Origin of the sequence: Streptomyces sp. NPDC059895 (assembly GCF_042731035.1) — a bacterium.
Taxonomy (GTDB): domain Bacteria; phylum Actinomycetota; class Actinomycetes; order Streptomycetales; family Streptomycetaceae; genus Streptomyces.
The window spans coordinates 170,175-191,798 of record NZ_JBHWKO010000013.1 but is presented as its reverse complement, the minus strand read 5'-3'; the positions used below and the strand labels follow the sequence as shown (position 1 = coordinate 191,798).

General features: G+C 70.1%; 19 protein-coding genes. 10 read left to right on the top strand and 9 right to left on the bottom strand.

Annotated elements, in window-relative coordinates:
• Positions 1–73: 73 nt before the first annotated feature.
• The 3 genes from ACFV9M_RS18215 to ACFV9M_RS18205 form a co-directional block, all read right to left on the bottom strand.
• Positions 74–1,768, bottom strand: a complete 1,695-nt coding sequence (locus ACFV9M_RS18215; RefSeq protein WP_385064122.1) for a hypothetical protein — start codon at positions 1,766–1,768, stop codon at positions 74–76.
• Positions 1,768–6,057 carry a protein kinase gene (locus ACFV9M_RS18210; RefSeq protein ID WP_385064120.1) on the bottom strand — a complete coding sequence of 1,430 codons (4,290 nt, stop codon included), beginning with the start codon at positions 6,055–6,057 and terminating at the stop codon, positions 1,768–1,770. Before ACFV9M_RS18210 ends, ACFV9M_RS18215 begins: the two co-directional genes overlap by 1 nt.
• A gap of 192 nt (positions 6,058–6,249) precedes the next feature.
• Positions 6,250–6,579: a hypothetical protein gene (locus ACFV9M_RS18205; protein ID WP_385064118.1), complete on the bottom strand. Its 330-nt coding sequence runs from the start codon at positions 6,577–6,579 to the stop codon at positions 6,250–6,252.
• Between the two features lie 232 nt (positions 6,580–6,811).
• Between ACFV9M_RS18205 and ACFV9M_RS18200 the strand changes: the two genes are divergently transcribed.
• A complete protein-coding gene (locus ACFV9M_RS18200; protein ID WP_385064116.1) occupies positions 6,812–7,660 on the top strand; it encodes a helix-turn-helix domain-containing protein in 849 nt (282 codons plus the stop codon).
• The gene (locus tag ACFV9M_RS18195) at positions 7,639–7,848 is read left to right on the top strand and encodes a DUF397 domain-containing protein (RefSeq protein WP_385064114.1); all 210 of its coding nucleotides are present in this window, start codon (positions 7,639–7,641) and stop codon (positions 7,846–7,848) included. Before ACFV9M_RS18200 ends, ACFV9M_RS18195 begins: the two co-directional genes overlap by 22 nt.
• Positions 7,849–7,916: 68 nt before the next feature.
• Here ACFV9M_RS18195 and ACFV9M_RS18190 read toward each other — a convergent pair whose 3' ends face one another.
• The 3 genes from ACFV9M_RS18190 to ACFV9M_RS18180 form a co-directional block, all read right to left on the bottom strand.
• Positions 7,917–9,335, bottom strand: a complete 1,419-nt coding sequence (locus ACFV9M_RS18190) for a restriction endonuclease subunit S (RefSeq protein ID WP_385064112.1) — start codon at positions 9,333–9,335, stop codon at positions 7,917–7,919.
• On the bottom strand, positions 9,332–11,620 hold the full coding sequence (locus ACFV9M_RS18185; RefSeq protein WP_385064110.1) for a restriction endonuclease subunit M: 2,289 nt from the start codon (positions 11,618–11,620) through the stop codon (positions 9,332–9,334). Before ACFV9M_RS18185 ends, ACFV9M_RS18190 begins: the two co-directional genes overlap by 4 nt.
• Before the next feature lie 151 nt (positions 11,621–11,771).
• Positions 11,772–13,871, bottom strand: coding sequence for an AIPR family protein (locus ACFV9M_RS18180; RefSeq protein ID WP_385064107.1), 2,100 nt, complete (start codon positions 13,869–13,871; stop codon positions 11,772–11,774).
• Between the two features lie 194 nt (positions 13,872–14,065).
• On the opposite strand from ACFV9M_RS18180, the gene ACFV9M_RS18175 reads away from it, so the two are divergent.
• Together ACFV9M_RS18175 and ACFV9M_RS18170 are read left to right on the top strand one after the other, a co-directional pair.
• Positions 14,066–14,314 carry a type II toxin-antitoxin system Phd/YefM family antitoxin gene (locus ACFV9M_RS18175; RefSeq protein ID WP_385064105.1) on the top strand — a complete coding sequence of 83 codons (249 nt, stop codon included), beginning with the start codon at positions 14,066–14,068 and terminating at the stop codon, positions 14,312–14,314.
• The gene (locus tag ACFV9M_RS18170; protein ID WP_385064103.1) at positions 14,315–14,566 is read left to right on the top strand and encodes a type II toxin-antitoxin system RelE/ParE family toxin; all 252 of its coding nucleotides are present in this window, start codon (positions 14,315–14,317) and stop codon (positions 14,564–14,566) included.
• Between the two features lie 69 nt (positions 14,567–14,635).
• On the opposite strand, the gene ACFV9M_RS18165 is transcribed toward ACFV9M_RS18170, so the two are convergent.
• On the bottom strand, positions 14,636–15,046 hold the full coding sequence (locus tag ACFV9M_RS18165; RefSeq protein WP_385064101.1) for a hypothetical protein: 411 nt from the start codon (positions 15,044–15,046) through the stop codon (positions 14,636–14,638).
• A gap of 59 nt (positions 15,047–15,105) precedes the next feature.
• On the opposite strand from ACFV9M_RS18165, the gene ACFV9M_RS18160 reads away from it, so the two are divergent.
• Positions 15,106–15,816 carry a uridine kinase gene (locus ACFV9M_RS18160; RefSeq protein WP_385064099.1) on the top strand — a complete coding sequence of 237 codons (711 nt, stop codon included), beginning with the start codon at positions 15,106–15,108 and terminating at the stop codon, positions 15,814–15,816.
• A 227-nt stretch (positions 15,817–16,043) separates the two neighbouring features.
• Here the strand turns inward: ACFV9M_RS18160 and ACFV9M_RS18155 are convergent, their stop codons facing one another.
• On the bottom strand, positions 16,044–16,787 hold the full coding sequence (locus ACFV9M_RS18155; RefSeq protein WP_385064097.1) for a SigE family RNA polymerase sigma factor: 744 nt from the start codon (positions 16,785–16,787) through the stop codon (positions 16,044–16,046).
• A 354-nt stretch (positions 16,788–17,141) separates the two neighbouring features.
• Here ACFV9M_RS18155 and afsQ1 point away from each other — a divergent pair, with 354 nt between their 5' ends.
• The 5 genes from afsQ1 (at position 17,142) to ACFV9M_RS18130 (ending at position 21,086) form a co-directional block, all read left to right on the top strand.
• Positions 17,142–17,819: a two-component system response regulator AfsQ1 gene (gene afsQ1 / locus ACFV9M_RS18150; protein WP_189933766.1), complete on the top strand. Its 678-nt coding sequence runs from the start codon at positions 17,142–17,144 to the stop codon at positions 17,817–17,819.
• A complete protein-coding gene (locus tag ACFV9M_RS18145) occupies positions 17,816–19,372 on the top strand; it encodes an ATP-binding protein (protein ID WP_385064095.1) in 1,557 nt (518 codons plus the stop codon). The genes afsQ1 and ACFV9M_RS18145 overlap by 4 nt, the downstream gene beginning before the upstream one ends.
• Positions 19,372–19,995, top strand: a complete 624-nt coding sequence (locus ACFV9M_RS18140) for a hypothetical protein (RefSeq protein ID WP_385064093.1) — start codon at positions 19,372–19,374, stop codon at positions 19,993–19,995. The genes ACFV9M_RS18145 and ACFV9M_RS18140 overlap by 1 nt, the downstream gene beginning before the upstream one ends.
• A gap of 242 nt (positions 19,996–20,237) precedes the next feature.
• Positions 20,238–20,789 (top strand): VanZ family protein, encoded by a 552-nt coding sequence (locus ACFV9M_RS18135; protein ID WP_385064091.1) that lies wholly within the window; start codon positions 20,238–20,240, stop codon positions 20,787–20,789.
• A 93-nt stretch (positions 20,790–20,882) separates the two neighbouring features.
• The gene (locus ACFV9M_RS18130; RefSeq protein ID WP_385064089.1) at positions 20,883–21,086 is read left to right on the top strand and encodes a PspC domain-containing protein; all 204 of its coding nucleotides are present in this window, start codon (positions 20,883–20,885) and stop codon (positions 21,084–21,086) included.
• A gap of 76 nt (positions 21,087–21,162) precedes the next feature.
• Here ACFV9M_RS18130 and ACFV9M_RS18125 read toward each other — a convergent pair whose 3' ends face one another.
• A complete protein-coding gene (locus tag ACFV9M_RS18125; protein WP_385064087.1) occupies positions 21,163–21,519 on the bottom strand; it encodes an ATP-binding protein in 357 nt (118 codons plus the stop codon).
• Positions 21,520–21,624 lie beyond the last annotated feature (105 nt).

Genomic DNA, 21,624 nt, shown 5'->3' with positions numbered 1-21,624 from the left:
CGCCTGCCATCCCGCCGTCTCCCCCGTCTGTCTCTCGCCTGTCCTGCCGTTGCCGTCGATGTGGTCGTTCCTCCTACCTCCCGCCCGTGGTCACCATGCCGTCCTCGGTGATGGAGAACCTGGGGGTGATCACCTGCGTGAGGTAGGCATCCGACAGGTCGTCGTAGAAGCCGATCTCCCGCATCCGTGTGGTGAACGCTTCGGAGTTCGACCGAAGAGCGGCCTCCTCCTCCAGGCCCGCCGGACCGAAGCCGTCCCCCGTGGGAAGCCGGTCCACGTACAACCCGTACCTGTCGCGGAGCAGGGCGAGGAACTCGTCGAGTCGGAACGACACGGTGTGGTGGGTGTACGGAGAGGAGCCGCCACGGGGGTTCAGGCGCAGCAGCGCCACCTGGACCAGCACCTCCAACAACGCGCTGTCGAGGACGAAGCGGCGTCGGCCTCCGTGGGGCTGCGCGATGGCGGCGCCAGGGCGGTTCTTGAGCAGGAGGGAGTCGATGGCCTGGAAGATGTACTTGTGGTGGTAGGGGCCCCGGTAGGCCATCAGGACTTCGAGGTACTTCTCGAAGGGGGCGAGGCCCATGGACTCGTCCAGCAGGGGCCGGACCTCCTCGGGCTGCTCGCTGACGGGGGTGTCGTCGAGGATCGCGGTGAGCCGCGAGCCGAAGAACTCGTCGCGTGCCTTGCGGTAGTCGTTCGTGCCGAAGCGGAGGAGTTCGGGCACGGTGAAGTGCCCGAGCGAGGGGCGGCGCTCCTTGCCCTGACCGACGAGGTGTTCGGCGAACTCGTCCAGCTTGCGGACGGTGTAGGAGGCGCGGACGAAGTCGGGGATGCGACGCAGCCAGTGTTCGGCGCTGTGCTCGGCGAGCGCGGCGGCGGGGGTGCCGGGTACTCCGGCGACATCCACGAAGAGCCCGACGCGGAAGGGACATCCGGCCAGCGGATCCTGCGCGGTGGCGGAGGCCGGGCACCGGTCGTGGCCGCAAGCGGGATCGGCCGCCGACCGGGCCACGGCGACGGGCAGCAGCTTCATGGTCTTGAACTGGCCGAGAGCGAGGTGGAACGCGAAGAGTATCTTCAGGTACTCAACCATGGTGATGCGCGGCAGCAGATCCTTCAGGGACAGCAGCCGTACTACGTCGTCGGCGAGGAGATCGGCCTGTCCCACGCACAACGGGGGTGCCGAGTACCAGCCCTTGACGGTGTGCGGGCTGTCCGCCTTCACCTGGCTGTTGAGGTGCAGTACCGCCTGGGTCTCGATGTCTACGGGCGTCTTCTGCACGGCGGCGGAGGCAGCCGCGCCGAGTCCGGTGAAGAAGAACGTGCGAAGTTGCTCCAGCGCGAGGGCGCCCAGCGGGCCGCGCGCGTGCCGCAGCATCTCGTACAGCTGGGCGTCGGCACCGTACGGCCGCGAGTGCCGGCTGCTGCGGAACCTGTAGGTGAGTCCGTGCAGCGGGCGCAGGCCGGCCACCTCCTGGGTGGGCTTGCCCCGGTTGACCACGTCCAGGAGCTGGGTCTCCACCCAGCGCCGGGCCATCTCGGGGTGCTCCGCGAAGCCCTGGAAGCGGTCGGCGTTGACGGGGTCGGTGAACTCGTCCGCGAACTCCTTGACGAACAGATCCTTGCGACGCACCAGGCGGCTGGTGAGGCCCTTGTGGTTGAGCCGCATGAGGAAGCCGGTCAGCACCCGGTCCATCTGCACACGCTTGAAGTCCAGGTAGGAGACGCCGAGATGCTTGAACTCGGTGTCACGGCGGCGCAGTGCCATCAGTGTGCTCCTTCCGGGGACGGATCCGCGCCCGCGCCCGGGGGTGTCGTGGGCCGGGTGGCGGGGGCCAGGCGCAGGGCGCCGTCCGGGAGGCGGCGCAGCCGGTGGGGCGGTGAACCGGGTGCGTTCAGGAGGACCTCTTGGTAGGAGGTGGCGGCCAGCGCGTTCTTGAAGACGGCCAGAGCGAGGTTCTGGCCCTGGCGGTCCTCGACGCCGGGCTGGTGGCCTCGGTGCAGCCGGTCGAGCAGTTCGTACAGGTCGAGGCGGACGGTCAGCTGGGCGCGGTGGACGCGACCGTCCTCGGGGTGGTGGCGTACGACGAGTTCGCGGGGGCCGGTCTCGACGTACGGCGAGGCGGGCGGGCCGTCGACGCCAATGGTGAAGTGCTCGGCGGGGAACAGCCGGTGGCTGCGTACGGTGCCGCCGGCGACGGCCCGTACCTGGAGTGCGAGATCCTGGCCGTCGGCCTGGCCGAGTCCGCGCGGCATGCCCTCGCCACGGCTCACGGCCTCGACGATGCGGGCCAGTTCCTCCGGGCCGGGCTGTCCGTCGGCGAGCAGGCGCAGGAAGCGGTCGGCCGCCTGGTAGGGCAGGAGGCTGCGCCAGCGGGTGTCGTCGAGGCTCTCGAAGTAGAAGCGGCGCCGGGCTGCGGCAAGGTAGGAGCGGTGCGCGGTGATCTGGGCGCGTTCGGCCTGGTGGGTGCGGGGCAGGGCCTCGAAGGCATCGGTGAGGAGCCGTTCGTCGAGGTCGCCGCGCTGGTCGAAGGAGACCAGGGTGTGTCCCGCGGCGGGACCGGTGTAGTCGAGTCGCCGGTCCAGTTGAGGGTCGGGGACGGCGGCGACGTCGAGGTCGCGCAACTGGGCGAGCAGGCGGTCGCGTTCGTCCGCTCGCGGTGCGTCGGCCGGCTTCCGGCGGGGGCGGGAGGAGGTGGCGCTGCCGCTGTCCTTGGGGCCGCCGGTGTGGATACCGGTCCAGCTGGTGAAGTACAGGCTGTCGAGGATCTCCTGGGCCGCCTCGGGCTCCTCCCGTCCGTACAGGGAGTGGATCTCGGCGCAGTCGCGGCCGGAGGTGAGGGTGTAGGCGAGGGCCGATCTGAGGTCCCGCAGCGTGATGTGGAGGCGTCCGCGCAGGTGGGCCATGCGGTAGAGGGTGGCGAGGCGTTCGGTTACCTGAGCACCCGCGGTGGGGTGGGCGAAGGTGCGGGCATTGTGCAGGGCGTAGCAGCGCGGGGCGAGAGCGCAGGAGCCGCAGGCCTGCCAGTGCCGATCGTCGGTGAGGACGGCGACCATGCGGTGCATGATCGATCCGGTGCCGTCGGGGTCGGCGAGGACATCGCGGGCGTTGAGGTTGACGACGGCGACGCCGTGGGCGGCGCGGCCGGTGGTGAGGCTGTCCCGGACAGTCTCCGCGAGCAGTGGGTAGCGCTCCTGGTGCCGGGTGATGAAGTCGACGAGGCGGCCCTCGTTGACGGCGACGAGACGGGTGGCGTCGTCGGGCCAGTCCTCCGCGTCGGCGCCCCGGTACGGGGCGAGGAAGGTGTCGAGGACGGTGTCGTTGTCGGTGTCGCCCTCGTCCTGACTGCCGTCGTGGTTGGTGTGGAAGGAGCGGCCGTCGAGGGTGAAGTCGTCACCGTTGGCGCGTGCTGCGTCGAACCGGGCACCTCGGCGACGGGCCTCGTCCGCGAGGTGCTGAAGGAAGGCCGTCTTGCCGTCCCCGGCGTTCCCGGTGATGAGGACGAGGCGGTGGTGGCCCGCGAGGACGTCGGGGCGCAGCCGGTCGTCGAGGGCGGTGGCGACGTAAAGAGGGTAGGCGGCCGGGTCGAGACCGCGGGTTCCCGCGTTGGTGCGGGCGCTCTGGCTGTACAGGGTCTGGAGGTGGCCGACGAACGGGTTGGAACCGGCCGCCTCCACGTCGCCTTCGACTGGTGCAGGTTGCCGCGGTGCCTCCTGCTCCGGAGCGCGAGGCACGAGACGCACCTCGCGGACGGCAGCGAGGGCGGCGCGGAACTCGTCGGCGTCGCGGTAGCGCTCATAGCGGCGGGGAGCCAGGGCGCGCAGCAGGACGGCCGTGAAGTCCGGGTCGAGGTCGGCGAGTCCGGGCAGGCGGCGCGGGTCGAGGGGCGTCCCGCCGCGCGGCGGGGTGCCACGGCCCTGCCACGGGTAGCCACCGGTGAGCGCCTCGTAGGCGGAGATGCCGAGGGCGAACAGATCGAGGTCGGTGAGCTCCTCGCGACTGGGCCGCGTGAGGCTGGTGGCCTCGGGAGCGAGGTAGCGGGGAGAGCCTAGGGTCGGGGTGAGAGTGGAGTCCGCGGACACGGCGGCGTTGAAATCGAGGATGCGGGTTCCGTCGGCGGTCCACAGCAGGTTGCTGGGCTTGATGTCGCAGTGGAACACCCCGCCCGCGTGCAGGTGGGCGAGGCCGGCGAGGCAGTCGTCGAGAAGCTTGCGCACGTCGGCGGGGCCCAGTGGGCGGCCCTGGTCGAGGACGCGTTTGAGGTCCTGTCCCTCGGCGAACTCCATACGCAGGTAGGGGAAGTCGCCCTTAGGCAGGAACTCAGCGTCGATGAGCCGCACCAGGTTGGGGTGCGGGGCGATCCGGCGCAGGATGCGGTACTCGCTCACCAGGCGCTCGCGTACGGACTCCCGGTCCCTGGTAATGATCTTCAGGACCTCGTCGGTGTCGTCGAGGGTGTTGAACACCCGGTAGACGACGCCGAACTGGCCGTGCCCGAGCGGGGAACGTACCCGGAACCTCTCGGTGAGGCGGAACCCCTCGGGCAGGGCGGCGTAACTGTGCGGATCGTCCCAGTCGAACGGGTCGTCGGACTCATCGCGTCCCTGGCGCGGGACCCGGGTACGGGCACGGCGGGTGTCGGCGCGGGCGAGCCGCTCGATGACCTCGCGGGCCGGCGGTCGGTCATCCGGTGCGGCGGACAGCAGCTCCCGGATGACCGACTTGAGTTCGGGGTCGAGTCGGTCGGCTTCGTCGAGACTGTCGAGCGGGGTGCCGCCCGCACCGAGGGCGGGCTCCTCACCGGTGTACAGCTCGTGGAAGAGCACCCCGGCCGCGTACAGGTCGGTGGCCGAAGAGAAGACCCCTGGCCGCTTATGGCACTCAGGGGCGAGGTACGCCGGCGACTGGTGCGCGTACGCCTCGATGCCCCGCGACTCCTCGCGCGGGCGCGGCGGGCCGGGGTGGGCGTAGTCGAAGCCGGTGAGCATGGCGGTGCCGTTGCGCCCGATGAGCACGGCGTCCGGGCTGAGGTAGCGGTGCACCACCCGGTGGGCGTGCGCGACGGCGAGACCGCCGAGCACCCCGTCCACGACCCGGCGTTTGGCGTCGGCGCCGAGTGTGCCCTGCCCGCGTGCGTCGAGCCTGACCCGCAGCGCCTCGGCAAGGACGTCCTTGAGGACCACGGCGTACCCGTCGCCCTCGTCCAGCGGGAAGGAGGTCTCGCACGGCACGATGTACGGGCTGGAGGGCAGCTTGCTCAGAGCCTGGACCGGGTTGCCGATGCGCGCGTACGCCGTGGACCGCTCACCGTCGGCCAGCAGCGGGTCGACGGCGTGCGCCTGAAGGATGCGCGTCCCCGACCGGGGCTGGTCGGCCAGCCGCACCCGGTACACCGAGACCCGGCGAGCCGGATCGCCGTCCTGGTCGGCGAGATCGGCGGGGGACGCCTCGTACAGCGCCTCCACGACCTCGTAGTGCCCGAACCGCCGCGCTCCCGACGGCGGCCGGGTCTCCGCCTGGAAGACACGGGCGATGTCCTCACGCAGCCCGGAGATGTCGTCGCTCGGACCCCTGCCGTGCCCGGACGGGCGGTGCCGCTCGATGAACGGCACCAGGTCGGCGAGCTGATGCGTGGTCACCTCGTCGCGGCCGTCGGGATCGTGCAGGGTGGCTCCTCGGTACGGCAGGATCACCAGCCCCTCGCACCACACCGACCCGAGCCGGCCGCTCGCCGCCCGGGACCGGGCCAGCAGATCGGCGGCCACCCGCGCGTGGTTGCGGATCTTGCGTGCCGGGCTGGGGAACGACATGCCTTGCGGATACCAGCGCCCGCCGCGCACCTGCACCCGACCGTGCACGCCCTTGGTGTCGGCCAGGTAGACCGCGTGATCGGCGACGATCGCCAGGTCCACCTCGAACATCGGCCGCCCCGGCCCGTACGGCAGCTCGAAGTTGGCCACGACGATCCAGTCGTCCGGCGCGTGCTCCCGCAGATGGCGCAGCACCATGCGCTCGCCCTCGTTGGCCGGCTCCCCGATCGGGATGATCCGCGCCATCGCCCGCCCCCGCTCCCCGTCCTCACCGTGCCGGTCCCGGCGCATGCGGCACCCGGGTATCCCCGCGTCACATGCGCCGACACTTGAGTCACGGAACACTCTAGGACGCCTCACTGACATCGCGCCCGGCTTCGATCACCCGGGGCCACCGGACGGTCACCCGAGGCCCTGGAAGCTCCGATGCTCTGAAGCTCAGAGAACCTCCCCTCTGCTGCGGGCGTTGGCACCGGCCACCCGCGCCCGCATCAGGGCCGTCGCCTGTTCGCGGACGTTCAGCGGCAGCACGTCGCCGGGACGCGCGGTCCACTCCGTACCACCACCTTCGGGGCGCAGCCACACGAACCCATCCTGGTGGTCCATGACGATCCCGGCCCTCTCCTGCCGCGTGTCGTGGGCGAGTTGCCCCACAGGGAGCCGCGTCCGCTCAAGCTCGGCGCGGTCAGGGCCGGGTGTGCGGGGGGTGTCCGTGGTGGGCGCGGTCGCGTCCGCCGCGCTGGTCTTGATACGTCCTCGGGATGCCACGGGCGTCTCCGTTCTCGCTGTGCGTACGTCCAGCGAAACGGTCGGCGATCGTCGGGGGACAGGGTGACGGTGTTCCCAGCAGGGTTGCGGAACAGCTCCCACCTGCCAGGTTTCACTGTTCGCGCTCATACTGTCACCGAACGCGATTACCGTGGAGGGGTGGTGGCGTTCCTCCAGGACCACGGAACGGCACGTGCCCGTCCGCACGGCACACGGTGAGGGAGTACCGATCATGACCCAGCCCGCCCGGGACCTCGACCCCGCGAGCTCCGCGCGCGACCTGTACGGGGTCGAGCTGCGCCGGCAACGGCAGTCCGCCAGGCTCTCGCTGGACCGGCTGTCGGACATCGTGAACTACAGCAAGACGCATCTGCACGGGGTGGAGACGGGGGAGCGGCTTCCGTTGCCGCCCATCTCGGAGAAGCTGGACGTGGCGTTCGGGACGGGGGAGTTGTTCCAGGGGCTGTGGGGGGCCGTCAAGCGGGAGCACACGCCTCGGCGGTTTGATCACTGTTTGGAGCTTGAGGCGCGGGCGGTACGGATTCAGTCGTTCAACGCGAGCCTTGTTCCTGGGCTGCTCCAGACTCCGGCGTACATGCGGGCGTTGTTCGCTGAAGGCGAGCCGGGCATCGACCCGGAAAGGATCGAAAGACTCACGGCTGCCCGCCTGAGCCGCCAGGAGATCTTGCGGCGGGACTGCCCGCCGGACTTCTGGTGGATCCTCAGCGAAGCCGCTCTACGGCAAGCTGTGGGCGGCCCGGCGGTGATGTGCGAGCAACTCGCGGCGCTGCTTCCTCTGGCGGAAACGCGCCACACAACGATCCAAATCGTCCCGTTCGCGGCGGGCGCGTGCTCCCTGATGCTCGGCACTCTCATCCTGCTGACACTTCCAGACAACTCGACCACCGTGTACCAGGAAGGTCCCAGGAACGGCGAGATCTTCGACGATCGGGAGACCGTCATTCAACGCGTGCGAGACTACGATCGCATGAAGGTCTGCGCGCTCTCACCCAAGGAGTCCGCAGCGTTGATCAAGGCGACAATGGAGACGTACGAGCCATGCGAGTCACCCCAGATCTGAGCACCGCCCGCTGGCGCAAGTCATCGTTCAGCGGAAACCAGGCAGGGGACGAATGCGTCGAGGTCTGCGACGACTTCCCCGGCGCGGTCCCCGTCCGTGACAGCAAGGACACGAGCGGCCCCGTCCTAATGCTTGACGGCGCGGCCTGGCAGCCGTTCGTCGACGGCGTCAAGGACGGCTCCCTGTAGGGGGTTACGCGAAACGGGCCCTGGAGTTGTTCCAGGACCCGTTCGGAACAGGGAATCCGGCGGGCCGCTCAGCCCGTCACGGCCTCCTCCAGCTTCGCGAGCCCCAGGTCCTCCATACGGTCCGCCTCGTCACGCTTCTTGTAGGCGGCCCGCACGGTGGCGGCGATGCGGTCGCGGTCGGACTGCGTGAGGACAGGAATAGGCAGCTCGCGGAGCAGCTTGGCGTGGTACTCCTGCTGCTTCCCCCCGACACTCATTGAACGCAGTACGCGGAAAGCGGCCTCCGAGCGGAAGAACGCAAACAGGTAAGCCCCCTGAACGTCCGGGTCTCCGCTGACGACCCGCACGAAATCCTGACTGAACGCGTTGTCCAGCCACGCCCCCGTGACCAGGACCGACCGGCCATACACCTCGTTCTCGCCCAACGTGCCATGAGCCGCGATCAAGACGGTCTCGTCCTCTTGCAGGATATCGTCCGGCGCCTGTTCCGCGCTGATCCAACGACCTTCCGGCCGAACCCAGAACGACTGGCGCTGCCCGACCAGCCGTACACCGTGGGCTGGGGCCGCCTCAATACGCTTGAACCGCTTTCCGGTCCGCAGCATGCCCCCCTCACAAACCTCCCCCAACGACACACACTCCCGCTCCCCCAACCGCTCCACGATCGCCCGAGCCCTTGGCTGGAAGTTGAGCGCCCGCAGACTCGTCGCCGTAACACCGGACTGCGCGAACCCCAGGTCCCGCCCCTGCTCATGCCACCGCAGATCCAGCAGATCTTCGATCCCTGCGGTATGGAACAGATCCCATGTCGCCGCCTCAAGCCCCGCCTGGAACTCCGCCCTCAACTCGGCCGCCCCCTGGACAAGTTCGTGGATCTCGTTCTCCACGGCGTCCCCGAAGCGCGGCACAGGAATCTCACCGACGTGATCAGGCGCGATGTGCTTGACGGCCGACCCGTAAATGCCACCCCTGACGAGCACTTCACCGAACCGGCTGGCCAGGAAGGCGTACAGGTACCCGGGCTGGATCTTGCTCTGGTCAGGTACGACCTTCATGACGTGTTCCGAGGACCAGAAGCCGTCCATGTCCGGGCGCGCGTACGAACGTCGCCCGGCGTTGAAGCCCGACCGCGAAATCAGCGTCATCCCGGGCTTGAGCTCCATGTAGCGCAAGCTGGGCGACTCCGCTTCCGCCTTGCTCAGCCGGGGAAGCGCGCCGAGGTCGGCGACAAGCATGTCCTTACTACCCACGAACGGCACACTGTGCTCAGGGTCGGTGAGGTACACCCGCCGTGACTGCGGACCGTCGAAGATGCCCCCCGCATACCCCGCGGTGAGGTCCTTCAACGCCTCCTTCTCCACCGGCAGCCGCTCAAGCAGCCGCTGAGTGACGAACGCCCCCGACAGATAAGGCTTCGCGATGAGTCGCAGCCCCTGCCTGTCGAACCACCCCCGCCGCGCCGGATTCCCCGCCTCCGCGACCTTCACGCCGACTCCCCCTTCGCCCAGGGGAGTTCATGCCCGTGCTCCTTCAGGAACTCGTGGTACGAGTCGATCACATTGGGCCGCACATCGAAGTCGTGCTCGGTCCGGTCCCGCAGTGCGAACAGGTCGTTGTCCAGGATCCGCTTACGCCGGTTGATCTTGCGGGGCACGACGACGTTCCCGACCCAGATGTCGTCGTTCTCCTCGTACTGCTGCCACTCGTACTCGCCGCGCGCGTCCCGCACGTACAGCCGGTTGCCGCGCCGGTCGTGGCCGACCTTCTCCACGACGGCCATGAACACCGGGTAGTCGGCGGCACCGTACAACCGCTCCTCCTGCTTCTCCTTCTCGGTCTTCTTCCGCAGGAACAGCATGGTGGTGAGGATGTTGACGCCGGCACCGAACACGAACGGTTCCACGGGGAGTTCGACGCTGGCCATCACCCAGCACTCGTCGAGAATGTACCGCCGTACCGCCTCGTCGTCGGGGCCGGGGTTGGACAGGATGCCGTTGGGCAGGACGATCCCGATGCGCCCGCCGGGCTTGACCCACTCCACGCACTTCTGCACGAAGAGCCGCTCGGGCGGGACGGAGGAGGCCGGCTTGCCACGCTTGAGCGAGCCGTCGCCCTTCTCCTTGTCCTTGGTCCAGTCGTAGGCGATGCTCGCCTGCTTCTCCCCGCCGAACTCGTCCGTCCGGAACAGCTCCAGCGTCGATCCGGTGACGGGGATGTCGGTGCCGAAGGGCGGGTTGGTGAGCAGGACGTCGACCTGTCCGATGCCGACTCGGTTCCGGCGTTCCATGGCGGGCCCGTGACCGGGCTTGTCCTGGCTGCCTCGAGGGAACCTGAGGGAGTCCACCTGGAAGGTGTTGCCCCTGATCTCCGTCAGCATCATCAGGCCGAAGGAGGCGGCGCGGGTGAGGAACGGGTCGAAGTCCATGCCGAAGACCCGGTCGTTGGCGTACCGCGCGAGTGCCGGGCGGTACGCCGTCTCCGCGTCGGCCTTCTCCTGCACGGACAGGCCGCGCCCGAAGTCGGGCAGCCCCTCCCGGTGCAGGACGTGCAGCAGCGTCTCGCGCAGGAAGCCGCCGGTACCGCAGCACGGGTCGAGAACGGTCTCGTCGAGCTGGGGGTCGAGCAGTTCGACCATGAAGCGGGTCGCGACGTTCGGGGTGAAGTACTGGCCCCGGTCGCCGCGCAGGTTGTCACCGACGAGTTCCTGGTAGGCGGTGCCCAGCGCGTCGAGGGAGGTGCCGAGCAGGGTGTACGTGGAGAGTTCACCGGCGATGAAGGTGAGGGCGGCCTTGTCGAGGGTGAGCCGGTCGTACTCGGTGAACTCGTCCGGGTGGTCCCTCTTGAACTCCTCGAAGAGGTCCTTCAGGCGCTGGGCTACGGCGGGGTTGCCCTCATCGCTCTTCGCCAGCTCCACGAGCTCGGTGGTGTCGACGTAGAAGCGGGGGTCCTGTCCCTCCCGGACCAGTTTCTCGTCGTGCAGCTTGGCGAACAGGACGTAGAGGAACTGCCAGAACGCGGCGTCCTTGGGCAGGCCCTCGTTGCCGTGGATGAAGTCGTGGCAGCGGCGGAAGGCGAACTTGAGCATGGTCTCGTCGGCGCTGCGCATGATGCCGAGCGAGGAGATGTTGCCCTTGGCGTCGAAGAGCGTGGCGTCACCGCGCGGCCAGTTGGCCAGCGGCAGGTAGACGTCCTCGAAGCGGTGCGGGTCGCGGCGGATGAAGTAGAGGTCCTTGTCGTCCGTCCACATGCCGTAGACGCACTCCGGCCCCGCCCCGTGCATCAGGTCGGCGACCTCGTCGACCTGGTCCTTGGCCCGCGCGAACGTGCGGATCTTGGAGACGGTACGGCTGTCACTGCGGGGCGGCTTGATGACGACGATCCGGCGGATGTCCTCCCGCTTGGGCTCCTCCCCCGGCTTGATCGAGCCGGGCTCGAAGATCGCGATGCTCGCCCGCTTCCACGACTTGCGGCCGTTCTTCTCGACCTGGATGCGGAAGTCGGCCCGCATGTCGCGCGGATCGATGCCGTACTGATGGACGAGCGCCCGAGCGATGCGCTGCCGGACCTCCTCCATCGGGGTGTGCTTGACGACCTTCTCGCCGGAGATGTAGTCGAAGATCTCGTCGTCCTGGAGCTTGCGCGGCCCCGCGCTCTCCTCCAACGCCGACCGCGCACGCCCCTTGCCGGACGCCTTGGACTTCGCCTTGGCCGACGACGCCGGCCTCCGCCCGTCATCCCCGGGAATGTCGAAACCCAGCTGTTCCTCACTCATTGCGCCCGCGCCCACCTTGTCCCGTATCACCACGCTTCACACCGCCCGCATCATCCGGCGGCACCGCCCAAGACTAGGGCAGCACGGAACCGATCACCCTACGTTCCGTGCCGACCACCTACCGTCACGCCCGCCCGTGACGCCCGTCACGTCAGTCGCCAGTGCTGCCGCTCTCCCTCAACTCCTTCGCGATGTCGACCAGCGCCCCGAGCTCCGGCACATGCCAGTGCCGGGTGCCCTGCACCTGCTGATCGTTGCCCATCGCCGTCCTTCGCATCAGACGCACCAGCGTGGAGGGGGCGTACGCCTTGCCGTCGGCAGCCCACACGAGCGGCTTGACCTTGTTGTTCTGCCAGGTGGCCCGAGCCCTGCGCGGGTCCTCCTCGATCCACCGCGGCAGCTGCCTGCGCTCCGGACCGGTGACCGGACGGAACTCCAGGACCGTCCCGTCCCGGAGGCGCTCCGCGTCGACGATCACGCGTACCGCGTTGGCCGTCCGGCCGCCGCCACCCGGCTCCTGGTCCAGCCTGGACTCCGCGTCACTGGGCGGCTCCTCGTCGCCGAGGACCCGAGCGTACAGACCCTCGGCCACCAGCTGGGCGCGGTCCTCGGCCTTGACCGCCGTACCGAGCTGGCTGTTACGTCCGTACGCGCCGTCGATGACGATCACCATCCAGGCGAGGGCGCGCCGCACCCGGCCCGGCACCTCGGCCAGACGTGCCTCCCACGCCGCGTCCGCCTCCTTGTCATCGCCGAGGTCCGCGACGCCCATCGCCCGGTAGAGGACATGGGTGATCAGCAGATCGCCGTAGGCGGCGGCACCCGCCAGGCGGCCGACGGCACTCTCCTTCTCCTGTTCCAGCGCCTCCCGCACCGCGCGCAGCATCTGGACGCACCGCCACACCCGATGCGCCGTCGGGTGTGGCCCGAAGAGTTGCCGGTAGGTCTGTGCCCCCCACAGGCCCGACGCATCCCGCTTGGCTTGGGCTGCGAGCCCCGGAGAGTCGACGGCGGCAAGGGCGGTGGCCGCCTCCTCCATGGTGCAGCCCTCGTCGTGGGCGGGCTCGGGCTCCCCTCGCTTGATCACGTACTGGAGGCCCAGCGAGAGCGCGAAGTCATGCCGGAGATCGAACTGTTCCGGCCTGCGCGACCGGAAGTCCCGCTCCTGGGTCGGATTCTGGGTATTGGCGGCCACGGTGACACGGTCACCGAAGTCCTCGGGGCAGTCCTCCAGGGAGATGATGCGCACCAGAAGTCGCCCGAGGGCGGCCTTGCCGGGCTTCTGCCGCATCGCACGGTGCACGGCGCTCACCGTCTGCGCCCCGTTGATGAGGCTTGCCCCCTCCAGCCGGAAGCCGGCACCGGCCCCCGCCACCGGGGCGCCCTTGCCGTGCTTGCGGATCCGGTCGCAGAGCAGCGTGATCCCGTTGCTCAAGTACCAGAAATGCTCGGGCTCCTTGACCAGGGTGGCGCGGATCTTGTCGTTGACGTCGCTGACGTCGAGCGCGTCGCGGATGTTGCGCGCCGTGAGGTGACGCCCGTGATCGTCGTACCACCCGGCGACCGCCTCGGCGGAGACCGTTCCGTAGTAGGCGGTGTAAGGGGAATCGATTTTCCCCACGCCGTCGACCTGCACGTCCAGGTCCACCTTCCGCTCCGCGTGATCGCCCAGGATCTCCCGGTGCAGAGCGCGCAGGTTGATGACCTTGAGTTCGACGAGGTCGTCGTCCAGGTTGTGCTTGTCGACCGCCTCGTCGAGGAAGTCCACGGTGTTCTGGTGCAGTTCGGTGCCGGTCACGAGCGCCAGCACCAGGGTCACCTTGGGCGATGGGCTGTTCAGCGCGGCGTCGATGGCCGCAGAATGCCGGTCGATCTTGCTACCGAAGCGGTGGAACTCCAGTTCAAGCAAGTAGTCGAGCCCCCGCATCAGCGCAGCGGCGTCGTGCTCACCGAATCCCGCCTCACCCTTGTCACTCCACTTCGCCTGCACAAGGGTGACGTGCTGCCGGTCGCCTCGCTGTTGCACCGCCACCGCATCGACGCCCTTGTCCGTGGAGCTGTCGATCACGGACCGGCCGGCCTCTTCGTCGGAGCATGCCGTCTCGATCTTGACGGCCAGCGCGGCCACCGCGCGACTGAGGAACATCTGCTCCTCGTCCGGCCGCCCGGCGACATCCTCCATGTCGACCAGCGGCCGGAAACGCTCGCTCAGCTTCCTGCGCAGGTTCCGGACCTGAACCGGGTACGGCACGCATTCCCCCTGTTCTCATGGGTTCGAGGCATCACACCGCCCCGAGGGGCGCCGACGAACGAGGCTATCTCGGCACCCGACACATGTTCCTTCTGTTTGATGGAACACACGGAATCCCGCGCAGCAACCATGCCCATGCAGGCACACAGTCACATGAATTGCCCACAAGAGTAATCTTGTGACACCATGTGCACATGGTTGAGATCGCCATCAGTGCCGCCCGCTCCCAGCTCGGCGACCTGGTTCGCCGCGCCGCCCACGGCCGGGAGACCATCGCCCTCACCGATCATGGCCACGTGGCCGCCCTTCTCGTATCACCGCAGGTGATAGAGGATTTCGAGGACGCTCTCGCACTCGCCGACTACCAGCGCCGCAAAGCGGAGGGAACGCTCGAACCCGGCATTCCGCACGAAGAGGTCGGGCGCATGCTGGGACTGCGATAAGTGACTTACCAGATCATCTGGGAGCCACGCGCAACAAACGCAGCCACACGCTTCCTCAAGGACGACCCCGCTGGGCTGGCCGCCGTCTACGAGGCCGTGGACGGCCTGGCCATCCAACCGCGCCCTGCGACATCCGTTCCGTACGGAACACAGAACATCCGCCGCCTGCACGTCGGCGACTACCGAGTGCTGTACATCATCGACGACGACGTGATCCACATTCTCGTCACCCACCTCGGCCGCACCGCCTGACACAACAGAGGGCCGCGTCTCCCACAATCACTCAAGGGAGGCACGGCCCTCTGCCGCAATCACCCTCGGTCAGCCGTCACCCAGCAACTTCGCGGCCTGGCCCACCACCGGAATGCTGCCGATCGACTGCGCCTGCGCCACCGGCGCCGTCAGCGTCCGGGAAGCGACGGGCTGGAAGTCGGCGAGCTGGGTGCCGACGCCGTTGTCGAGCGGGTCGACACCCGTGCCCGCGAGCGGGTTGGGCTTGAGGTCCGACAGCGGGCCGGTGACGTATCCGACGGTGCCGCCCAGCGCCTGCGCACCGGCCTGCGGGTCGATCTTGCCGAGCGAGGTGGGACGCGTGCGCAACACGTCCACGACCGGTTCGGCCTCGGCCGCCGCGGCCGCTCCCGTGCCCGCGCCCAGGGCCACTCCCGCCGTGGCGAGGGCGACCAGGGCGCGCCGTCCGGTCGGGGTCTGGGAGGAGTGCTGTCGGGCCATCGCGGTGCCCACTTTCTACTGCGTCGGGTAATCGGGTCGACACGAAGGGTAGTTGAGGTGTGACACCCGCATCAAAGCCGACCCGCGGGGTCGTTCCCCGCCCGGCGGATGCCTCACACTGGTGTCCCGTGAGTTCCCCACCGCCCCTGTCCGCGCGAGTCGTGCTGCTCTGCGGCCCCTCGGGCTCCGGAAAGTCCCTTCTCGCCGCCCGCTCCGGCCTGCCCGTGCTGCGGCTCGACGACTTCTACAAGGAGGGCGACGACCCGACGCTGCCGCAGGTGGCGGGGAGTTGCGACATCGACTGGGACCACCCCGGCTCGTGGGACGCGGACATCGCGATCGCCGCGATCACCGACCTGTGCCGCACGGGCCGTACGAACGTCCCGGTCTACGACATCGCGCTCAGCGCCCGCACCGGCGAGGAGGCCGTCGAGATCGGGCGGACCCCGCTGTTCATCGCGGAGGGCATCTTCGCCGCGGAGATCGTCGCCCGCTGCCGGGACCTGGGCGTGCTGGCCGACGCGCTGTGCCTGAGCCGCGGTGCGGTGACGACGTTCCGCCGCCGTTTCCTGCGGGACCTCGAGGAGGGCCGCAAGTCGGTGCCGTTCCTCCTGCGCCGCGGCTGGCGCCTGATGCGCGCCGAACGCTCCATCGTGGCCCGCCAGACCGCCCTCGGCGCGTACGCCTGCGACCGCGACGAGGCGCTGGGCCGCCTGGCGGCCGCGGCGACGGACGACGACAACGCCACGACGGCGCGTACGGCCGTCTGACGGGCGGACGCGGAAGAGCGGGACTGGATGGACCCCCCGGCCCTCCAGCCCCGCTCGTGTTCCCCCCGTGTTCCCCCGTGTTCCCCCGGGTGGTGCTTCCCCCGTGCTGTGCGCGGTACCGCTCCCCCGACGTCCCCCGTTGGGTCCCCCCGGTACCGCTCCCCCGTGTTTCCCCCGTGTTCCCCCGTTCACCGGCCTCCCGGGAGGAAGGCCGGCTTCCGTGCACCTCAGGCGACGAGCTCGCCGAAGGCGTCCTCCTCGTCACGGCCGAAGCTGAGGACCTCGTCCTCGCGCAGCCGGCGGAGCGACCGCCAGATGCTGGACTTCACCGTGCCGACACTGATGTCGAGGATCTCCGCGATCTCCGGGTCGGTGCGGCCCTCGTAGTAGCGCAGGACCAGCATCGTCCGCTGGAGTTCGGGCAGCCGGGCCAGCGCCTGCCACAGGACGGCGCGCAGTTCGGTGCCGCGCATCGCGTCCGTGTCGCCGGGCGTCTCCGGCAGTTCCTCGGTCGGGTACTCGTTCAGCTTGCGGCGGCGCCACGCGCTGATGTGCAGGTTGGTCATCGTGCGTCGCAGGTAGCCGCCGACGGCCGCCTTGTCACTGATCCGGTCCCACGCCCGGTAGGTCGAGAACAGCGCGCTCTGCAGCAGGTCCTCGGCCTCGAAGCGGTCGCCGGTGAGGTGGTAGGCGGTGGCGTACAGGGAGGCGCGGCGCTCCTGGACGTAGGCGGTGAACTCCGCCTCCGACAGCGAGCGGCGCTCCCCCGTGTCCTCCCTGTACGCGGCTCCCCCGTGAGCCGCCTGTTCCCCCGCGTCGACCACCGTCATGAAGGCGGTGTGCTGACGCCCGGTGCCGCGAGCGCACCCCCGCCCGCTCACGGCACCGGACTTCTCGGAACCCCGGTGCACGTCGTGCAGACGCGTGACGACTGCGACTGCGTTGGTGCTCATACCGTGCAGCGTGTTCATCTCGCGCCCCCCGTCGTGGACTTCCGGTGTCCGTGCTCGTTGCGTTCGGCCCGTCCGCCGCGGCTGTGTGCTCGGTGCCGCGTGCTGCCGTGCCTGTGCCGAAAATCCTGCCCATGGCACTTCATCGCCGTGTCCGCCGACTGTCACAGACCTGTCACAGGGGTCCGTCACGGTGGCGCCACAGCCCGCGCACAGACATCGGCGCTACGACGTTCCGGCACGGGTTGCACCGGCGCTCCGGACCGGTCCCCGACCCCGCGTACGCCGCGCGCGCCGCGGAAACCACGCCCCTCTGGCATCCGAGCCCCGGCCCACAGGTCGAACGACGGCACCTCCATGGGCCAGAATGAGCCCGTGCCTTCCCTGTTGCTGATCGAGGACGACGACGCCATCCGTACGGCCCTGGAGCTCTCACTGACGCGCCAGGGACACCGTGTGGCGACCGCTGCGAGCGGTGAGGACGGTCTGAAGCTGCTGCGCGAACAGCGGCCGGATCTGATCGTGCTGGACGTGATGCTGCCCGGCATCGACGGATTCGAGGTGTGCCGGCGCATCCGGCGCACCGACCAGCTGCCGATCATCCTGCTCACCGCGCGCAGCGACGACATCGACGTGGTCGTCGGGCTGGAGTCCGGCGCCGACGACTACGTCGTCAAACCGGTGCAGGGCCGGGTGCTGGACGCCCGGATCCGGGCGGTGCTGCGGCGCGGGGAGCGCGAGTCGAACGACTCGGCGACCTTCGGCAGCCTCGTCATCGACCGCGCCGCGATGACGGTGACGAAGAACGGCGAGGACCTCCAGCTCACCCCGACCGAGCTGCGGCTGCTGCTCGAACTGAGCCGGCGCCCCGGTCAGGCGCTGTCCCGGCAGCAGCTGCTGCGCCTGGTCTGGGAGCACGACTACCTCGGCGACTCCCGGCTGGTGGACGCCTGCGTCCAGCGGCTGCGCGCCAAGGTCGAGGACGTGCCGTCGTCCCCCACCCTGATCCGTACCGTGCGCGGGGTCGGCTACCGCCTGGACGCCCCTCAGTGACACAGCGGCAAGGGGGGATCCGCGGCTGGTCCGCGGCGCGCAAGGGGCATCTCTCACGGCTGCGCCTCACCAGCCTGCGGCTGCGGCTCGTCGTGGTCTTCGGGCTGGTGGCGCTGACCGCGGCCGTGTCCGCGTCCGGCATCGCGTACTGGCTCAACCGCGAGGCCGTGCTGACCCGCACCCAGGGCTCGGTCCTGCGCGACTTCGAGCAGGAGATGCAGAACCGGGCCGGCTCGCTCACGGAGCACCCCTCGCAGGACGAGTTGCAGCACACGGCCGGCCAGATGGCCACCAGCAGCCAGCGTTTCAGCGTGCTGCTGGTCGCCGAGGACACCACCGGCAGGACGGTCTACGGCAGTTCCGGGGGGCTGAACGGCTTCTCCCTGGAGGACGTGCCCGCGTCGCTGCGCACGGCGGTGAACAAGCAGCAGAAGACGACCGCGGGCAACACCTCGCCGTACCACCTGTACTGGCAGCGGGTGGTCGACCACGGGACGCCGTACCTGGTGGCCGGGACGAAGGTGATCGGGGGCGGCCCGACCGGCTACATGCGCAAGTCGCTGGAGCCGGAGGCCAAGGACCTCAACTCGCTGGCCTGGTCCCTGGGCATCGCCACCGGTCTGGCGCTGATCGGCGCCGCGCTGCTCGCGCAGGCCGCCGCCACGACCGTGCTGAAGCCGGTGCACCGGCTGGGGGTGGCCGCCCGCCGTCTGGGCGAGGGCAAGCTGGACACCCGGCTGCGGGTCTCCGGGACGGACGAACTGGCCGATCTGTCCCGCACGTTCAACCGCACCGCCGAGTCGCTGGAGAAACGGGTGGCGGACATGGCGGCCCGGGACGAGGCCTCCCGCCGCTTCGTCGCGGACATGAGCCACGAACTGCGCACCCCGCTCACCGCCATCACCGCCGTCACCGAGGTGCTGGAGGAGGAACTGGACGCGGAGTCCGGCGGTATCGACCCGATGATCGAGCCGGCCGTCCGCCTGGTGGTCTCCGAGACCCGGCGGCTGAACGACCTGGTCGAGAACCTGATGGAGGTCACCCGCTTCGACGCCGGCACGGCGCGCCTGGTCCTGGACGACGTCGACGTCGCCGACCAGATCACCGCCTGCATCGACGCGCGCGCCTGGCTGGACGCCGTCGAACTGGACGCCGAGCGCGGCATCCACGCCCGCCTCGATCCGCGCCGCCTGGACGTGATCCTCGCCAACCTCATCGGCAACGCCCTCAAGCACGGCGGCTCGCCGGTGCGGGTGTCCGTGCGGGAGTCGGCCGACGAGGTCGTCATCGCCGTACGCGACCACGGCCCCGGCATCCCCGAGGAGGTCCTGCCCCACGTCTTCGACCGCTTCTACAAGGCGAGCGCCTCCCGCCCCCGCTCCGAGGGCAGCGGGCTCGGCCTCTCCATCGCCCTGGAGAACGCCCACATCCACGGCGGCGAGATCAGCGCCGCCAACTCCCCCGAGTCGGGCGCGGTCTTCACCCTCCGCCTGCCCCGGGACATCTCGGACCTGGCGGAACAGGGCGAGCAGAAGGACAAGGGGGACACCTGATGACCGCTCACACCACGCCCGTACGCCGCCTTCTCGCCCTCCCCGCCCTCCCCGTCCTCGCCGCCCTGCTCACCGGCTGCGGCATCCGCGCGACGGAGGTGCCGACCGACTTCGGCCCGGCCCCCTCCCGGGTCCGCTGCTCCCTCTCCGCGCCGGAGGTGACCACCCAGGCCTCCGGGGGCGTCCCCGTACGGGTGTTCCTCCTGTGCGGTTCCTCCCTGGTCGCCGTGGACCGCACGGTCCCGGTCCCCGACGGCACGGCCGACTCCGCGCGCCGCGTCCTGGTCGCGCAGGGCCTGCTGGACGAACTGGCGCAGTCCCCCTCGGCCGCGGAGAAGGAGGCCGGCTACACCACGGACGTGCGGGGCGGAACGGCGGTGAGCGGCCCGGCCGCCGAGGACCCGGACGACACCCTGCGCCTGAGCACCTCCCCGGACGGCCTGACCTCGTACGCCCTGGCCCAGATCGTCTGCACCTTCTCCGACTCGGCGGCGGCGGAGGGCGACGGCTCGGTGGTCCTGGGCGGTCCCACGGCCGCTCCCCGCCGCTACCAGTGCACGGACGAGGTCCGCTCCCGCCCGGGCACGGCGGAACCCCCGTCGACGGAGGTCACGGGCGGCTGACGGGGCCTGGCGGGTCCGGCTGGTCCGGCAGCCCGGCTGGTCCGGCGGATCCGGCTGGTTCGGCGGCCCGGCTGGTTCGGCGGCCCGGCTGGTTCGGCAGGCTGGCGGGTCCGGCCGGTTCGGCGTGTTCGACCGGCCCGGCGGGCCGGCACGGTTCCGTCCGGCCGTCGGTGTGGCGCAGGCCTCGGTGCGGCTGCCGCGGTGCCGGAACCGATCCCGCCGCCTCCCGCGTCTAGGGGGACGTGCAGCGTCAAGGCTCCATCGGCGGCAGCGCCGCGTTCCGCGTTCGTGCGACCGGGAGTGTTCTCCTGGTCGTCCACCTCGTGTTCGTCGCCTGGTGCACGCTGCGCCCACTGGACGTTCCCTGGATGAGCCCCTCCAACCTGCGCCCGTTCGCCGGCATCCGCGCCGACCTGGAGCTGGGCTGGCCGCAGGCGGCCTGCCGGATCGGCGGGGGACTCGCCCTGCTGGCGCCGCTGGGCGTCCTCCTCCCCCTGGCCCACGGCAGGCTCCACGTCTCACCGCTCGCCTCCCTGGTCCGCACGGTCACGGCGGGCGCCCTGCTGTCGCTGGCCATCGAGCTCCTCCAGACCGGGGTGCCCGGCCAGGTGGTCGACGTGGACTCCCTCCTGCTCAACACCACGGGCGTGGCCCTGGCGCACACCGCCGTGGTCCCGGCGACCCGCGCCCGCCTGCGCCACCGGGCCGAGCGCCGTGCGGACCGGACGGACCTCCAGGAGGAGCCGGCTCAGGGGCGGACCCCGACGATTCCCAGGGTCGGGATCGCCCCGTAGGGCGACGTTTCGCCCGCTTCGTCTCCGTAACGTGGACATCAGACGGGGCAGCCGCCGAAGGCCGCCCCGGACCGACTCACGAAGGAGCCGCAGATGTCCAGCAGCCTCGCCCGCCCCACCCACGGCCGCATGATCGGCGGAGTGTGCGCCGCGCTGGCCCGGCGCTTCGGCACCTCCGCGACGACGATGCGCACGATCTTCCTGCTGTCCTGTCTGCTGCCGGGCCCGCAGTTCCTGCTCTACATAGCGCTGTGGATCTTCCTGCCGTCCGAGGACAAGGCCCGCACGGCCTGGTAGGCGCCGCGCACGGAAAAAGCCGTCGGGCGCACCCGGAGGACCCGGATGCGCCCGACGGCGCCGCGACGCGCGGGACTCAGCCCAGCGGGATCCCGTTCACCCCTACCCCGTTGGTGGGCAGGCCCTTGAGGACGGGCAGACCGCCGAGCAGATCGGCGGCCGGCGCGGTCGGCTGCTCGGTGAGCGCCTGCTGGGCGATCGGCTGCACGGCGGCCAGGCCGGTGCCGAGTGCCGGCTGGGCCTGCTGGACCGCGTCACCGGCTCCCGGCAGCGCCTTGGCGAGGTTCTCCGCCGGCAGCGACTGGGTGATGCCGCCCAGTGCCTGGGTGGCGTCCGGGACGGCCGGGGCCGCAGTGGCGGCGCCCGCACCGGCGGCGGCGAAAGCGGCACCGAGCGCGGCGACGCCGAGGGTCTTGGCAGCAGACTGCTTCATGATAAATGCGTCCTCGAATATCGGGGAACTGAGCGGTCCACGACCGTAAACACGAAAAGGCATCCACCGCAAACATCGAAATGCGGACAGACCGTGAAGGCCCGC

Coding starts and splice junctions, on each gene's coding strand:
- ACFV9M_RS18215 (WP_385064122.1), bottom strand. CDS start 1,768: ATGGCACTGCGCCGCCGTGACACCGAGTTCAAGCATCTCGGCGTCTCC.
- ACFV9M_RS18210 (WP_385064120.1), bottom strand. CDS start 6,057: ATGGCGCGGATCATCCCGATCGGGGAGCCGGCCAACGAGGGCGAGCGC.
- ACFV9M_RS18200 (WP_385064116.1), top strand. CDS start 6,812: ATGACCCAGCCCGCCCGGGACCTCGACCCCGCGAGCTCCGCGCGCGAC.
- ACFV9M_RS18195 (WP_385064114.1), top strand. CDS start 7,639: ATGCGAGTCACCCCAGATCTGAGCACCGCCCGCTGGCGCAAGTCATCG.
- ACFV9M_RS18185 (WP_385064110.1), bottom strand. CDS start 11,620: ATGAGTGAGGAACAGCTGGGTTTCGACATTCCCGGGGATGACGGGCGG.
- ACFV9M_RS18175 (WP_385064105.1), top strand. CDS start 14,066: ATGGTTGAGATCGCCATCAGTGCCGCCCGCTCCCAGCTCGGCGACCTG.
- ACFV9M_RS18165 (WP_385064101.1), bottom strand. CDS start 15,046: ATGGCCCGACAGCACTCCTCCCAGACCCCGACCGGACGGCGCGCCCTG.
- ACFV9M_RS18155 (WP_385064097.1), bottom strand. CDS start 16,787: ATGAACACGCTGCACGGTATGAGCACCAACGCAGTCGCAGTCGTCACG.
- ACFV9M_RS18140 (WP_385064093.1), top strand. CDS start 19,372: ATGACCGCTCACACCACGCCCGTACGCCGCCTTCTCGCCCTCCCCGCC.
- ACFV9M_RS18130 (WP_385064089.1), top strand. CDS start 20,883: ATGTCCAGCAGCCTCGCCCGCCCCACCCACGGCCGCATGATCGGCGGA.
- ACFV9M_RS18125 (WP_385064087.1), bottom strand. CDS start 21,519: ATGAAGCAGTCTGCTGCCAAGACCCTCGGCGTCGCCGCGCTCGGTGCC.